General features: G+C 56.9%; 14 protein-coding genes. 7 read left to right on the top strand and 7 right to left on the bottom strand.

Features of this window, described 5'->3' with window-relative positions:
* Positions 1-154 precede the first annotated feature (154 nt).
* A complete protein-coding gene (gene yoaE, locus HF650_RS13340; protein WP_187799089.1) occupies positions 155-1,714 on the top strand; it encodes a CNNM family cation transport protein YoaE in 1,560 nt (519 codons plus the stop codon).
* Here yoaE and HF650_RS13335 read toward each other — a convergent pair.
* The 4 genes from HF650_RS13335 to pabB all read right to left on the bottom strand — a co-directional run bounded on the left by HF650_RS13335 (position 1,696) and on the right by pabB (position 6,945).
* Positions 1,696-3,309 (bottom strand): EAL domain-containing protein, encoded by a 1,614-nt coding sequence (locus tag HF650_RS13335; protein ID WP_187799088.1) that lies wholly within the window; start codon positions 3,307-3,309, stop codon positions 1,696-1,698. The two genes, yoaE and HF650_RS13335, sit on opposite strands and share 19 nt — an antisense overlap.
* A 164-nt stretch (positions 3,310-3,473) precedes the next feature.
* Positions 3,474-4,838, bottom strand: a complete 1,365-nt coding sequence (gene sdaA / locus HF650_RS13330) for an L-serine ammonia-lyase (protein WP_187799087.1) — start codon at positions 4,836-4,838, stop codon at positions 3,474-3,476.
* A 175-nt stretch (positions 4,839-5,013) separates the two neighbouring features.
* A complete protein-coding gene (locus HF650_RS13325; RefSeq protein ID WP_187799086.1) occupies positions 5,014-5,592 on the bottom strand; it encodes a CoA pyrophosphatase in 579 nt (192 codons plus the stop codon).
* Positions 5,593-5,595: 3 nt separating this feature from the next.
* On the bottom strand, positions 5,596-6,945 hold the full coding sequence (gene pabB, locus HF650_RS13320; protein WP_187799085.1) for an aminodeoxychorismate synthase component 1: 1,350 nt from the start codon (positions 6,943-6,945) through the stop codon (positions 5,596-5,598).
* 84 nt (positions 6,946-7,029) lie between these two features.
* On the opposite strand from pabB, the gene HF650_RS13315 reads away from it, so the two are divergent.
* Entirely contained in the window at positions 7,030-7,218 is a 189-nt protein-coding gene (locus HF650_RS13315; protein WP_187799084.1) for a YoaH family protein, read from the top strand.
* On the opposite strand, the gene HF650_RS13310 is transcribed toward HF650_RS13315, so the two are convergent.
* A complete protein-coding gene (locus tag HF650_RS13310) occupies positions 7,219-7,563 on the bottom strand; it encodes a RidA family protein (protein ID WP_187799083.1) in 345 nt (114 codons plus the stop codon).
* Positions 7,564-7,675: 112 nt separating this feature from the next.
* On the opposite strand from HF650_RS13310, the gene HF650_RS13305 reads away from it, so the two are divergent.
* The 5 genes from HF650_RS13305 (at position 7,676) to rnd (ending at position 14,055) form a co-directional block, all read left to right on the top strand.
* Positions 7,676-9,586 (top strand): ATP-dependent DNA helicase, encoded by a 1,911-nt coding sequence (locus HF650_RS13305; protein ID WP_187799082.1) that lies wholly within the window; start codon positions 7,676-7,678, stop codon positions 9,584-9,586.
* Positions 9,587-9,644: 58 nt separating this feature from the next.
* Positions 9,645-10,340 (top strand): tRNA (adenosine(37)-N6)-threonylcarbamoyltransferase complex dimerization subunit type 1 TsaB, encoded by a 696-nt coding sequence (gene tsaB / locus HF650_RS13300; RefSeq protein ID WP_187799081.1) that lies wholly within the window; start codon positions 9,645-9,647, stop codon positions 10,338-10,340.
* Positions 10,341-10,376: 36 nt separating this feature from the next.
* Positions 10,377-10,964 (top strand): Slp family lipoprotein, encoded by a 588-nt coding sequence (locus tag HF650_RS13295; RefSeq protein ID WP_187802689.1) that lies wholly within the window; start codon positions 10,377-10,379, stop codon positions 10,962-10,964.
* A gap of 205 nt (positions 10,965-11,169) precedes the next feature.
* Complete coding sequence (gene fadD / locus HF650_RS13290) at positions 11,170-12,855, top strand: long-chain-fatty-acid--CoA ligase FadD (RefSeq protein ID WP_187799080.1); 1,686 nt, start codon at positions 11,170-11,172, stop codon at positions 12,853-12,855.
* 72 nt (positions 12,856-12,927) lie between these two features.
* Complete coding sequence (rnd, locus tag HF650_RS13285) at positions 12,928-14,055, top strand: ribonuclease D (RefSeq protein WP_346014241.1); 1,128 nt, start codon at positions 12,928-12,930, stop codon at positions 14,053-14,055.
* A gap of 87 nt (positions 14,056-14,142) precedes the next feature.
* On the opposite strand, the gene minE is transcribed toward rnd, so the two are convergent.
* Both minE and minD read right to left on the bottom strand, forming a co-directional pair.
* On the bottom strand, positions 14,143-14,409 hold the full coding sequence (gene minE, locus HF650_RS13280; RefSeq protein WP_004384978.1) for a cell division topological specificity factor MinE: 267 nt from the start codon (positions 14,407-14,409) through the stop codon (positions 14,143-14,145).
* 3 nt (positions 14,410-14,412) lie between these two features.
* Complete coding sequence (minD, locus tag HF650_RS13275; RefSeq protein ID WP_187799078.1) at positions 14,413-15,225, bottom strand: septum site-determining protein MinD; 813 nt, start codon at positions 15,223-15,225, stop codon at positions 14,413-14,415.
* Positions 15,226-15,235 lie beyond the last annotated feature (10 nt).

Raw genomic sequence — 15,235 nt, 5'->3', positions numbered from 1 at the left:
AAAGGGCTGTAGCCCATCGTATGGATCGTCACCGACGTCAGTTCACTTTATGGCTGTCTCACGCCACGCATTTCCCCCTTTCAAATAGAGTTAATGTCATCACGCCTGCGCATTTTCGCGCGCCGTATACTGTTTTCCTGAACAGGAGCCTGTCATGGAATTCTTAATGGATCCGCAGATTTGGATCGGTTTGTTGACGCTGGTTGTGCTGGAAATCGTGCTGGGTATCGATAACCTGGTTTTTATTGCCATTCTTGCCGATAAACTGCCGCCGAAGCAGCGCGATAAAGCACGATTGATCGGTCTGTCGCTGGCGCTGGTGATGCGACTTGGTCTGCTGTCGCTGATCTCATGGATGGTGACGCTCACCCAGCCGCTCTTCTCTGTGTGGAACCTTACCTTCTCCGGCCGTGATTTAATCATGCTGTTGGGCGGTATTTTCTTACTGTTTAAGGCCACCACAGAGCTGCACGAACGGCTTGAAAACCGCGACCATGATGGCGGACACGGTAAAGGCTACGCCAGCTTCTGGGTGGTTGTGACGCAGATTGTCATTCTTGATGCGGTCTTCTCCCTCGATGCGGTGATTACTGCAGTCGGTATGGTTAATCACCTGCCGGTGATGATGGCGGCGGTGGTGATCGCTATGGCGGTAATGCTGCTGGCCTCGAAGCCGCTGACCCGGTTTGTCAACCAGCATCCGACGGTCGTGGTGCTCTGTCTGAGCTTCCTGCTGATGATTGGTCTGAGTCTGGTCGCAGAGGGCTTTGGTTTTCATATTCCGAAAGGCTACCTCTACGCCGCGATTGGCTTCTCAATCATCATTGAGTTCTTCAACCAGGTGGCGCGCCGTAACTTCTTGCGCAACCAGTCGCGTCTGCCGCTGCGTGCCCGCACCGCGGATGCGATTGTGCGTCTGATGGGCGGTCGTCGTCAGAATGCGACGCAAACCGAGACGGACAGCGATGCCTCGGTAACGGTGCCGGAAGGCGCGTTTGCGGAAGAAGAACGCTATATGATCAACGGCGTACTGACGCTGGCCTCCCGCTCGCTGCGCAGCATTATGACGCCGCGCGGGGATATTAGCTGGGTGGATGCCAACCTGAGCGTTGATGAGATCCGCCAGCAGCTGCTCTCTTCCCCACACAGCCTCTTCCCGGTCTGCCGTGGCGAACTGGATGAAGTGATCGGTATCGTGCGCGCCAAAGAGCTGCTGGTGTCGCTGGAAGAGGGCGTCGATGTGGCGGCCATCGCCTCTGGCTCGCCAGCGATTGTGGTGCCGGAAACCCTCGACCCGATCAAGCTGCTGGCGGTATTGCGCCGCGCGCGCGGCAGCTTCGTGATTGTCACCAATGAGTTTGGTGTGGTGCAGGGGCTGGTGACGCCGCTGGACGTGCTGGAGGCAATTGCCGGTGAATTCCCCGATGCGGACGAAACGCCGGAGATCGTTGCCGACGGCGACGGCTGGCTGGTGAAAGGCACTACCGACCTGCATGCGCTACAGCACACGCTGGATCTCGATAACTTCGTCAATGAAGAGGAAGATATCGCTACCGTTGCCGGTCTGGTGATTGCCGCACGCGGGCAGATCCCGCCGGTAGGCGAAACCTTTGCCATTGCGCCGCTGCATATCACCGTGATGGAAGCGAATGACTACCGGGTCGATCTGGTGCGTATTGTTAAAGAGCAGCCAGCTCACGACGAAGAGGAGTGATCCTCGATCGTCATCAGCGGTGCCAGCCGATCGCCATGCGCGGCTGGCGTCGCATTAGCGGCTAACCACGCCGGGAAATTCTCAATCGGCATCGGCTGTGCAAACAGATATCCCTGCAGTGACTGCACCCCCTGCTGACGCAAATATTGCGCCTGCTGCGGGGTCTCTACCCCCTCTGCCACCAGTTCAATATCCAGCCGCTGTGCGAGCGCGATAATAATGTCGGTCACCTTAGAGTTCACCGCATCGGTGCCGATCGCCGCAGTATAAGATTTGTCGATTTTCAGGATGTCCGGTTGCAGCTTCTCCAGCCAGCTCAGGGAGCTGTTACCGGTGCCGAAATCATCAATCGCAATCTTCACGCCATTGTGGTGCAGCTCGCGCATCATGCGCGAATCGACATCCTGTAACGCATCGCGCTCGGTCAGTTCAATAATCAACTGCTGAACCGGATGGTGAACAAACCACAACCGGTGCAAATCTTTTAGTAACTCGCCATCGCGCAGATGGCTGGGAGCGGCATTAATGCCGATATGAAAGTGGGCGTCGACCGGAAAGAGATGAAGGCGGGCCTGAACCTCAGCCAGAACATAACGGGTCAGCGGGGCAATCAGATGCTGCGCCTCGGCGATTGGAATAAACACTTCCGGCGAAATTGCGCCCTGACGCGGGTTGTGCCAGCGCAACAGGATCTCCACGCCGACGCATTTCAGGCTCTGCGCATTCAGTACCGGCTGGCAGAAGAGCGCAAATTCCCGGCCAGTTAAGCCAAGATTGATCTCGCGCGCAAAGCTCATGCGGTTGGCGGTAGTAAACCAGGTAATCACGCTGGTTAAAAGCCCGAGCATCAGCGCCAGCGGCAGCTGTGAGGGCAGATGCTGTAGCGCCAGTCGCGTAGCACCAGGGCCGCTGACGCTTACCGTCACGGGGAAAAATTGTGACGTACGCTGATAGCGCTTCTCATCATCGGCCAGCGGTAAGTTTTCCAGTAGGCCTCTTCCCTGTATCAGATGCCGCCCGGCGACCGACAGCGCAACACGAGTGATCAGGGGCGGCTGCGGCTCCAGCATCAAGCGGCTGAGTAGTTCAATATTGACAACTTCCATCACGCCGCTTTGCCCGTCCGCAGCGGTAGGGAACCAGACGATTAGCACCGGGCGATCTTTCAGCAGGGATTGGTCCGTAGAGAGTACCAGGAGGAAGGTCTTCGCCGGCAGGCGCGGCTGGAGCTGGTGGACGGGAACGCTGCGATCGCCAAAGATGCTTGAGCAGTAGAGTAGGCCATCGTGCACCAACGTAATGGAGCGTACCGTCTGCAGGCTGGCGACGATTTTGCGCAGTTGCAGATGAACCTCATCGCACGGTTTGCCGACCAGCGGCGAAACAGTCTCGCGCGTCGATTCCAGCGGCAGCAGCAGGCGATCAAAATTCACCACCGCATGGTGGGTAAAAGAGGCGACGCGCTGCTGGTTAAGGTTGCGCTCGGAGATAAAGCGAAAGGCGAGGGTTAATATGAGCGCGACAATGCCTGCCAGTACGCAAACCGTGGCGCGCCGCTGTCGATAGCTTTTGATGATCCGCTGAGCCGTTTGCATGCGCCGATCGCCCGTAATATCCCTGGCCTGATTGCCATGCCAGCACAGTTAAAGTGTAGCGGGAAATTGCTCAGCTTATGCACAAACGGCGGGGAATATTCTTGATATGTGGCATCGCGGGTAAAAAAGCGCCGTTCGGCTGAACGGCGCTGCGGGAGGTGGGTTTAGTCACACTGCACTTTGATCGCCAGACCACCGCGCGAGGTTTCGCGGTACTTGGCATTCATATCTTTCCCGGTCTCGTACATGGTTTCGATAACCTTATCGAGGGAAACACGCGGCGCGCTGGTGCGACGCATGGCCATTCTCGCGGCGTTAATCGCCTTCACCGAGGCAATGGCGTTACGCTCAATGCAGGGAACCTGCACCTGGCCGGCGACCGGATCGCAGGTGAGACCGAGGTTGTGCTCCATACCAATCTCTGCGGCAACGCAAACCTGCTCCGGGCTTGCGCCCAGCAGCTCTGCCAGGCCCGCAGCCGCCATCGAACAGGCGACACCCACTTCGCCCTGGCAGCCCACTTCCGCGCCGGAAATAGAGGCGTTCATTTTATAGAGCGCGCCAATCGCCCCGGCAGCGAGGAAGTAGCGGATATAGATATCCGGGCTGACGGATTCAATAAAGTGGTCGTAATAGGCCAATACCGCCGGCACGATACCACAGGCACCGTTGGTCGGCGCCGTCACCACGCGACCACCGGCCGCGTTCTCTTCGTTAACTGCGAGGGCAAACATGTTCACCCAATCCACAACGATCATCGGATCGTTGGAGAGCTTATCACTGGAAACCAGCATACGGCGCAGCGCAGAGGCGCGACGCGGCACGCGCAGCGGACCCGGCAGCACGCCTTCGGTGTTCATGCCGCGATCGATACAGGCGCGCATCGTAGTCCAGACGTTGGCAAAGTACTCTTCAATCTCTTTTTTCGAGTGCAGTGCCAGCTCGTTTTGCATCACCATCCCGGAGAGTGAAAGACCGGTCTGCTTGCAATACTCCAGCATCTGCGTCGCAGAGTTGAACGGGTAGGGCACAGAGACGGAGTCGAGGGTCTCTTTACCAAAGTGCTCTTCATCAACGATAAAGCCGCCGCCGATGGAGTAGTAGGTTTTGCTGTATACAACGTTGTCGCCGTTCAGGGCGGTAATACGCATACCGTTTTCATGCAGCGACAGATTATCGCTGTGAAAACGCATGCCGTCATTCTGCGGAAAGTCGACTTCATGACGACCCTGCGCCAGCAGCAGGCGCCCACGGTTTTCCACATCGCGGATAAACCCGGGGATCGCATCAATATCGACAGTGGCCGGCTCGTTGCCCGCCAGACCCATAATAATGGCAATATCGGTATGGTGTCCTTTCCCGGTAAGGGAGAGGGAACCGTAAACATCCACCACAACGCGGGTGGTGTTTTCCAGCACGCCTTTTTCGACCAGATCATCGACGAACTGCTTCCCGGCCTTCATCGGGCCAACAGTGTGGGAAGAAGAAGGACCAATCCCCACTTTGAACATGTCGAATAGACTAATCACATTTACACTCCTGACAGGGTTACTGGGTTTCCAGTAACGATGTAATAACTGCGCATAGTGTAAGAGGGAAGGGTGCCAGCAGGTTAACTATTCACATGAATTAAACTAATCGCTGGCCTCTATTAAACTAATAGCGAGTTCGCCGTCACAAAGTGCGCAAATCAGAGTATAGCCCTTATGGGCGCACGCCGATTTGCAGTGCCAGCGAGCGGATGATCCCCGCCGTCATGCCCCAGACAAAATAATGCTCATACCAGGATAACCACACCCGGTGAGCATTACCGTGGCGATGCACATCCAGTGGGTGATAACGCCCAAGCCGCAACGCTTCGGCGAGCGGCATTTCAAACACCGCCGCCACTTCATCTTCGCTGGCGCGCCAGGGAAGATCGGGCGGAATAATGCCAACTACTGGCGTGACCTGAAAGCCTGTGACGCTATCAACGGGCGGCAGGACGCCAATCACTTCAACCGATTCCGGCGGGATCGCCACCTCTTCCTGCGCTTCACGCAGCGCGGCGGCGATAAGCGAGGCGTCGGTACTGTCGACCGCGCCGCCGGGAAAAGCGACCTGGCCTGCATGCTTGCGCAGCATCGCTGAGCGCTGGGTCAGCAGCAGGCCCGGCTCTTTACGCCGCACGATTGGCACCAGCACCGCCGCCTGGCGCGCATTGAGGGTGGCGGCATTAAGCTGCGGGCGCATCAGCTGAAAGCGCGATAAAAAGTTATCCAGAGTTAACACCGGTTGCTCCACGAATTACCTCTCTAGTTGCCGCAGGATACGGTTAACTTTATCAAAGGTTTCCTGATATTCCGCATCCTCGTCGCTGTCGGCGACAATCCCGCCGCCCGCGGAGCAGTAAAGCTGACCGTCGCAGGCGGTGACGGTACGGATGGTGATGCTGGTGTCCATATTGCCGCAGACGCTGAGGTAGCCGATGCTACCGCACCAGGCATTGCGCCGGTGCGGCTCCAGCTCATCGATGATCGCCATCGCCCGCACTTTCGGCGCACCGGTAATCGATCCCCCGGGAAACGCCGCGCGAAGCAGATCGCTTGCGTGTCGCCCGGGGGGCAGCTTCGCCGTCACGGTACTTACCAGGTGATGCACTGCCGGGAAAGGTTCAACCACAAATAGCTCCGGTACCCGTACCGAACCCGCTACTGCCACGCGACCGATGTCGTTGCGCATCAGATCGACAATCATCACATTCTCGGCGCGATCTTTCGGCGAGGCGGCAAGACGAACGGCCTGCTCAGCATCCGCTTGTGCGTCCGCAAGACGCGGCAGCGTGCCTTTAATTGGGCGGGTTTCAATCTCATCACCTGTCAGGCGAATAAAACGCTCTGGAGAGAGGCTGAGGATCGCCCCCTGCGGCAGGCGCAGAAAGGCGCTGAACGGCGCGCGATTCTCACCATTCAGGCGCACAAATGCCTGCCACTCATCGCCGCTGTAACGTGCCTGAAAACGTTGCGCGAGGTTGACCTGATAGCAGTCACCGCTGCGCAGCCACGCCTGCACCTGGCGGAACTTTTCGCCATACTCCGCGCGGCTCATATTGGCCTGCCAGGCGGAGGTTAAGCGAAACTCGGCCTGCGGCGGTGCGATCTGCGACTCAAGCCAGGCCAGGCGCGCAGTGATATCCCCGTGGCTCAACAGCGTTACACGCTGCAGTTTGTGGTCAACAATCAGCGCCCAGTCATAGATGCCAACCGCCATATCGGGGATGGCAATATCCTTTGCGGCCAGTGAGGGCAGTTTTTCAAAGCGCCGGCCTAAATCATACCCGAACAGGCCAAGCGCACCGCCCTGGAAAGGAAACTCATTTGCGGGTTCAGCATGCAGACCGCAGGCATCCAGCGCCTGTTGCAGGAGCCCAAGCGGATCGCCTTGCGACGCGCGTCCGTCCTGATAAGTGCTCTCGCCCTGCGTTGTCAGCGTCGTCAGCGGGTCGGCGACTAAAATATCAAACCGGTTATGGGGATGATCGGCATGCCCCGAATGAAGCAGCATCGCCCACGGCTGGGCACTGAGCGGGGCGAAATAGAACTCTGCGGCCTCGGGGTGCCACGGGAGTGAGAGTTGGGCAGGGGGTAACTGTGTCATGATTCCTGGCTCTTGAGCGTCTTCGCTGGCGTAGTGCACAGACGCGTGGAATAATTAGCGCCGATAATTTATCAGGAGTTGACCATGTTTGCAGGATTACCCTCCCTCAGTCACGAACAGCAGCAGAAAGCAGTCGAACGTATTCAGGAACTTATGGCCGGTGGCATGAGCAGCGGTGAGGCTATAAGCCTGGTGGCACAAGAGCTGCGCGCCAGCCATAATGGAGAGCGGATCGTGGCGCGCTTTGAAGATGAGGAGGACGAGGAGGAGTAATTATGCCGCCGCGATAATCTTGATCTCCACTTTATAACGCGGATTCATCAGCTTCGCCTGCACGGTGCAGCGCACCGGTGCATGGCCCGCCACCACCCACGCATCCCAGGCCTTATTCATCGCCGCAAAATCATCGCTGTCGGCGAGAAAAATAGTGGCGTCGAGGATCCGTGACTTATCGCTACCCTGTTTTTCGAGCACTGCGTCAATCTGCGCCAGCGTGTTTGCCGTCTGCTCAAAAGCATCGGCGTCGAGGTTTTCCGGCACGCCGGTGTAGTACAGCGTCTGGTTATGGATCACCACATCAGACCAGCGGGCTTCCGCGTCAATACGCACAATTGTCATCACCTTTTCCTTCCTGGTTGCAAAGATTCGCCGGGAAGAGTGCCACAAAAACCTGGCTGGCGTAAATCCGCCCACCCTGACATAATCACTGGCGATTTAACCAGGGGGTAGTGTGACGGACGATTTTGCAACAGACGGCCAGCTTGCCAAAGCGATACCGGGATTTAAACCGCGCGAACCGCAGCGCCAGATGGCTTACGCCGTGACCGAAGCGATTGAAAAAACGCAGCCGCTGGTAGTGGAAGCGGGAACCGGAACCGGTAAAACTTATGCTTATCTTGCGCCCGCATTGCGCGCCGGTAAGAAAGTGATCATCTCCACCGGTTCAAAAGCCCTGCAGGATCAGCTCTACAGCCGCGATCTGCCTACCGTCTCAAAAGCGCTGGAGTACACCGGCCGCACGGCGCTGCTTAAAGGCCGTTCAAACTACCTCTGTATCGAGCGTCTCGAACAGCAAGCGATTGCCGGTGGCGATCTGCCGGTACAGACGCTAAGCGATGTCATTCTCCTGCGCTCCTGGTCTAACCAGACCAAGGATGGGGACATCAGCACCTGCGTCAGCGTGGCGGGAGATTCCGCCGCCTGGCCGCTGGTCACCAGCACCAATGACAACTGTCTGGGCAGCGACTGCCCAATGTACAAAGAGTGCTTTGTGGTGAAGGCGCGAAAAAAAGCGATGGAAGCCGACGTCGTGGTGGTCAACCACCACCTTTTTCTCGCCGACATGGTGGTGAAAGAGAGCGGTTTCGGTGAGCTGATCCCGGAGGCCGAAGTGATGATCTTCGATGAAGCGCACCAGCTGCCCGATATCGCCAGCCAATATTTTGGCCAGTCGCTCTCCAGCCGTCAGCTGCTCGATCTGGCCAAAGATTTCACCATCGCCTATCGCACCGATCTACGCGATACCGCGCAGTTGCAGAAGTGCGCCGACCGGCTGGCGCAAAGCGCGCAGGATTTTCGCCTGCAACTCGGCGAGCCGGGCTATCGCGGGAACTTGCGCGAACTGCTGGCCGATGCGCGGATCCTGCGTGCGCTGCTGCTGCTCGATGACGCCCTTGAGCTCTGTTACGACGTAGCGAAACTCTCGCTTGGGCGCTCGGCGGTGCTGGACGCCGCTTTTGAGCGCGCCACGGTTTATCGTGCCCGCCTCAAGCGGCTGAAAGAGATTAATCAGCCGGGATTCAGCTACTGGTATGAGTGCACCTCGCGCAATTTTACCCTGGCGCTGACGCCGCTGACCGTCGCCGATAAATTTCAGGAAGTGATGAAAGAGAAGAAGGGGAGCTGGATCTTTACCTCCGCGACCCTGTCGGTCAACGATGATCTGCATCACTTCACTGCACGGTTAGGCATTGAGGAAGCGCAATCACTTCTGCTGCCGAGCCCCTTCGATTATCCGCGCCAGGCGCTGCTCTGCGTGCCGCGCAATCTGCCGCAAAGCAACCAGCCCGGCTCCGCGCGCCAGCTGGCAGCGATGTTAAGGCCGATGATTGAAGCCAACAACGGGCGCTGCTTTATGCTCTGTACCTCGCACGCCATGATGCGCGATCTTGCGGAACAGTTCCGCGCCACCCTCAGCCTGCCGGTGCTGTTGCAGGGTGAAACCAGTAAAGGGCAACTGCTGCAACAGTTTGTTGATGCCGGTAACGCGCTGCTGGTGGCCACCAGCAGCTTCTGGGAGGGGGTCGACGTGCGCGGCGACACGCTTTCGCTGGTGATCATTGATAAGCTGCCGTTTACCTCACCGGACGATCCGCTACTAAAAGCACGGATGGAAGATTGCCGTCTGCGCGGCGGCGATCCCTTTGATGAAGTGCAGCTCCCGGATGCGGTCATCACGCTCAAGCAGGGGGTTGGTCGCCTGATTCGCGATATTGATGATCGCGGTGTGCTGGTGATTTGCGATAACCGGCTGGTGATGCGCCCCTACGGCGCGGTGTTTCTCGCCAGCCTGCCGCCGGCACCGCGCACGCGTGATATCCGCCGCGCGGTGGAGTTTCTTGCCAGGCCCGCAGCGGAGTAATTTTTTGCGAAGTGTGGTAAGATGCGCGCCATTTTGTTGAATCTGGACTGCTATACCCATGCGAATTCTGGCTATTGATACCGCCACAGAAGCCTGTTCTGTTGCCCTGTGGAATGACGGTACGACCTTCGCTCACTTCGAACTCTGCCCTCGTGAACATACTCAACGCATTCTGCCGCTGGTCAGAGCTGCCCTTGCCGACGCCGAGGTCAGGCTTACGGATCTCGACGCGCTGGCTTTCGGCCGCGGGCCCGGCAGCTTTACCGGCGTGCGTATCGGTATTGGTATCGCGCAGGGGCTGGCGCTCGGCGCGGAGCTGCCAATGATTGGCGTCTCGACGCTGGCGACGATGGCGCAGGGTGCCTGGCGTAAAACCGGTGCGACCCGTGTGCTGGCCGCCATTGATGCCCGCATGGGCGAAGTCTACTGGGCGGAGTATCAGCGCGATGCTGACGGTGTCTGGCACGGTGAAGAGACGGAAGCGGTGCTAAAACCTGAGGCGGTAAGCGGACGTTTGCAGCAGCTGGAAGGCAGCTGGGCGATGGTGGGCACCGGCTGGGGCGCATGGCCAGATCTGGCCGCCAATAGCCCCCTTACGCTGACCGACGGCGAGATGTTACTGCCCGCTGCGGAAGATATGTTGCCCATCGCCCGTCAACTCTTTGAAGCGCAGAAGTCTGTCGCCGTTGAACAGGCGGAGCCAGTTTATTTGCGTAACGAAGTGGCGTGGAAGAAACTTCCTGGCCGGGAATGAATCTCAGTAGTACTAACTGAGTTAAGGGGTCGCATGATGGCGGGTCAAAAAGGGTTTATGCAGCTGTTACTGGCAGGGCTGGTAACGGTAGCGTTAAGTGGGTGCGTAACGGTGCCGGATGCGATCAAGGGCACCAGCCCGACACCGCAGCAAGATCTAGTGCGGGTGATGAATGCGCCAACGCTCTATGTTGGACAGGAGGGGCGCTTCGGCGGGAAAGTGATCAATGTGATCAATCAGCAGGGCAAAACCCGGCTGGAGATCGCCTCTGTCCCGCTGGATGAAGGCGCGCGCCCGGTGCTGGGTGAGCCCTCTGTCGGGCGCATCTACGCGGACATCAATGGATTTGTTGACCCGGTCGATTTCCGTAATCAACTGGTCACCGTAGTGGGGCCGATTACCGGCACCGAAGCGGGCAAAGTTGGCAGCGCTTCTTACACCTATATGGTGATGCAGGTGAACGGCTATAAACGCTGGCGTCTGCAGCAGCAAATCATGATGCCGCCACAGCCGCTCGACCCGTGGTTCTCCGGTCCGGGGCCCTATCCCTGGCGTACAGGCTACGGTCCCTGGGGCTGGTATCCGCCCGAACCCGCTCGTGTACAAACGGTCGTAACAGAGTAATTTCTTGTTTTGACAGGAAAAATAAACAGCGGCCCGGCCGCTGTTTTTGTTTCCTGTATTCGATGACAAAAATAATTAGTGACGCGCTTCGCAACCTTCCGTCCGGTTAATTTTCAAACTGGTACGCTGAGTTAATATTATGTTAATTTCTTGTTTATTAACTGGGGCTGCGATGACAACAAACACTCATTTTAGAGGTGATGCATTGAAAAAGGTTTGGTTAAATCGTTATCCCGCCGATGTGCCTGCGGAGATCAACCCTGACCGTTATCAATCCCTGGTTGAATTATTTGAACACTCAGCAGCCCGTTATGCCGACCAGCCGGCGTTTATCAACATGGGCGAGGTGATGACCTTCCGTAAACTGGAGGAGCGCAGCCGGGCATTTGCCGCCTACCTTCAGGAGGGGCTTGGCCTGCAAAAAGGCGATCGTGTGGCGCTGATGATGCCAAACCTGCTGCAATATCCCGTCGCGCTGTTCGGGATTTTGCGTGCCGGAATGATTGTGGTTAACGTTAACCCGCTCTACACGCCCCGTGAGCTTGAGCATCAGCTTAATGACAGCGGCGCGGCGGCAATTGTCATTGTCTCCAACTTTGCCCACACGCTGGAGAAGATTGTCGACAAAACCCAGGTGCGCCATGTCATCCTGACCCGCATGGGCGATCAGCTCTCAACGGCAAAGGGTACGGTGGTTAACTTTGTCGTTAAATATATCAAACGACTGGTGCCGAAATATCACCTGCCGGATGCCATCTCGTTTCGCCGCGCGCTGCAAAACGGCTACCGCATGCAGTATGTTAAACCGGAACTGGTGTGCGAGGATCTTGCGTTTCTGCAATATACCGGCGGCACCACCGGTGTGGCGAAAGGGGCGATGCTCACCCACCGTAATATGCTGGCTAACCTCGAACAGGTGAACGCCACTTACGGGCCGCTACTGCATCGTGGTAAAGAGCTGGTAGTCACCGCGCTGCCGCTCTATCACATCTTCGCCTTGACCATGAACTGCCTGCTGTTTATCGAGCTGGGCGGACAGAACCTGCTGATCACCAACCCACGCGATATTCCGGGGCTGGTGAAAGAGCTGGGCAAATACCCCTTCACCGCCATGACTGGCGTGAACACGCTGTTTAACGCGCTGCTTAATAATGAGGAGTTCAGAAAGCTCGACTTCTCTTCACTGCACCTCTCTGCGGGCGGCGGCATGCCGGTGCAACAGGCGGTAGCAGACCGTTGGGTCAAACTGACCGGGCAGTATCTGCTGGAAGGATATGGTCTGACCGAATGCTCGCCGCTGGTGAGCGTCAACCCGCACGATATTGACTACCACAGCGGCAGCATTGGCCTGCCGGTGCCGTCGACCGAAGCGAAGCTGGTGGATGACGACAATAATGAAGTCGCACCGGGGGAACCGGGCGAGCTTTGTATTAAAGGGCCGCAGGTGATGCTTGGCTACTGGCAGCGTCCTGATTCAACCGATGAGATCCTGCGTGATGGCTGGCTGCACACCGGCGATATTGCGGTAATGGATGACGAAGGGTTCCTGCGCATTGTCGATCGCAAGAAAGATATGATTCTGGTCTCCGGTTTCAACGTCTATCCGAACGAGATCGAAGATGTGGTGATGCAGCACCCCGGCGTGCTGGAAGTGGCTGCCGTTGGTGTGCCATCCGCCAACAGCGGTGAAGCGGTGAAACTCTTTGTGGTGAAAAAAGAGGCTTCCGTGACTGAAGAGGCGCTGATCGCCTTCTGCCGCCGACAGCTTACCGGCTACAAAGTGCCGAAGCAGGTGGAGTTCCGCCCGGAGCTGCCGAAATCGAACGTCGGAAAGATTTTGCGACGAGAATTACGTGACGAAGCGCGCGCCAAAGTGGACAATAACGCCTGAGCTATCCGTTAGCCTCCCGAACGCCGGTTAAAGCCGGCGTTTTTTATGGGCGCAAACTGAAGAGAAAATGATTTGAATTACCAGATGATAACGACGAACGACGCGCTGGCAGCCATATGTGAATCTGCCAGTGCATTTCCAGCCATTGCCCTCGATACGGAATTTGTCCGCACCCGCACTTACTACCCGCAATTGGGTCTGCTGCAGATGTATGACGGCGAGCGTGTCACGCTTATCGATCCGCTGACTATTACCGACTGGAAGCCGTTTCGCGACCTGCTCACCAATAGTGCGATCACCAAGTATCTGCACGCGGGAAGCGAAGATCTGGAAGTGTTCCTCAATACGTTTGGTGTACAGCCACAGCCGATGATTGATACGCAGATCCTCGCGGCATTCTGCGGTCGTCCGATGTCATGGGGCTTTGCCTCAATGGTAGAGGAGTTTACCGGGACGGTGATTGATAAAAGCGAATCCCGCACCGACTGGCTGGCGCGTCCGCTTACCGAGCGTCAATGTGACTATGCGGCGGCGGATGTCTGGTACCTGTTGCCTATCGCAGGGAAACTGCTGGCAGAGACCGAGCAGGCGGGCAGACTGGCTGCCGCGCTCGACGAGTGTCGTTTAATGATGCAGCGCCGCCAGGAGGTGCTGGCACCGGATGAAGCATGGCGTGAAATCACCAATGCCTGGCAGCTGCGCCCGCGCCAGCTGGCCTGTTTGCAACTGCTGGCCTCATGGCGTCTGCGCAAGGCGCGCGAGCGCGACATGGCCGTCAACTTTGTGGTGCGCGAAGAGAATCTCTGGGCAGTTGCGCGCTACATGCCAGGCAGCCTCGGCGAGCTGGATAGCCTCGGTCTTTCAGGTAGTGAAATCCGTTTCCACGGTAAAACCTTGCTGGCGCTGGTCGCGCAGGCGCAGGAGTTGCCGGAAGCGTCACTGCCAGAGCCGCTGCGTAATCTGATGGACATGCCCGGCTATCGCAAAGCGTTTAAAGCGATTAAAGCGCTGGTCCAGACAATCAGTGAAAGTGAAAATATTAGCGTAGAGTTGCTGGCATCGCGTCGGCAGATTAATCAGTTATTAAACTGGCACTGGAAACTGAAAACGCAAACCAGCCTGCCGGAATTAATTAGCGGCTGGCGCGGTGAATTGATGGCCGATCGACTCAATGCGTTATTAGCAGAGTATCCGCAATAAGACTGTGAATAATTACAGTGTCTTTCGGTGAGGAAATAAAAAAGGCAGAATTTATTCTGCCTTTTTTAATTGCGCTTATTGCGGAGATTATTTCGTCTCTTCCGCTTCTGGCAACGTGACGTTCAACTCCAGAATAGAAATATCGTCCCCTTTCTGCTCCAGCTGCACCGTGACCATTTCCGGATCGATCTGCACATATTTACAGATGACTTCCAGAATATCGCGCTTCAGCTGCGGCAAATAGTGGGGTTCAGCGTCGCTGCGGCGGCGCTCTGCAACAATAATCTGCAGGCGTTCTTTAGCGATGCTGGCGGTATTCTTTTTTCTGGAGAGAAAAAAGTCGAGTAATGCCATAACTTATCCTCCGAACAGGCGTTTGAGGAAACCTTTCTTCTCTTCTTCTATGAAGCGGAAAGGACGTTCTTCTCCCAGCAGACGTTCCACGGCATCGGCATACGCTTTACCGGCGTCAGCATTAGCATCCAGAATAACCGGCTCGCCCTGGTTAGAGGCCCGCAGTACAGACTGATCTTCCGGGATCACGCCAACCAGTTTGATGCGCAGAATTTCCAGCACATCTTCCATGCTCAACATGTCACCACGGTTAACGCGGCCCGGGTTGTAGCGGGTGAGCAGCAGATGCTCTTTAATCGGCTCTTCACCTCTCTCCGCACGACGTGATTTGGAAGCCAGAATCCCCAGAATACGGTCAGAGTCACGCACGGACGAGACTTCGGGGTTAGTGGTGATAATGGCTTCATCGGCGAAGTAGAGCGCCATCAGCGCGCCGGTTTCGATGCCAGCCGGTGAGTCACAGACGATAAAGTCGAAGTCCATTTTTTTCAGATCTTCTAATACCTTATCAACGCCTTCATAGGTGAGGGCGTCTTTGTCGCGCGTCTGCGATGCCGGGAGAATATAGAGGTTTTCAGTGCGCTTATCTTTAATCAACGCCTGATTCAGCGTTGCGTCGCCCTGGATAACGTTAACGAAATCGTATACAACGCGGCGCTCGCAGCCCATGATCAGGTCAAGGTTACGTAGGCCAATATCGAAGTCGATAACAACCGTTTTCTTGCCCTTCTGGGCTAAACCAGTAGCGATGGCCGCGCTGGAGGTGGTCTTGCCAACGCCCCCTTTACCCGAAGTAACAACAATAATGCGTGCCATAGGAGTTCCT

The organism is Kosakonia sp. SMBL-WEM22 (assembly GCF_014490785.1).
Lineage (GTDB): Bacteria > Pseudomonadota > Gammaproteobacteria > Enterobacterales > Enterobacteriaceae > Kosakonia.
Note: the sequence above shows the minus strand (reverse complement) of the source record. Positions and strands in the feature narration are given on the sequence as shown.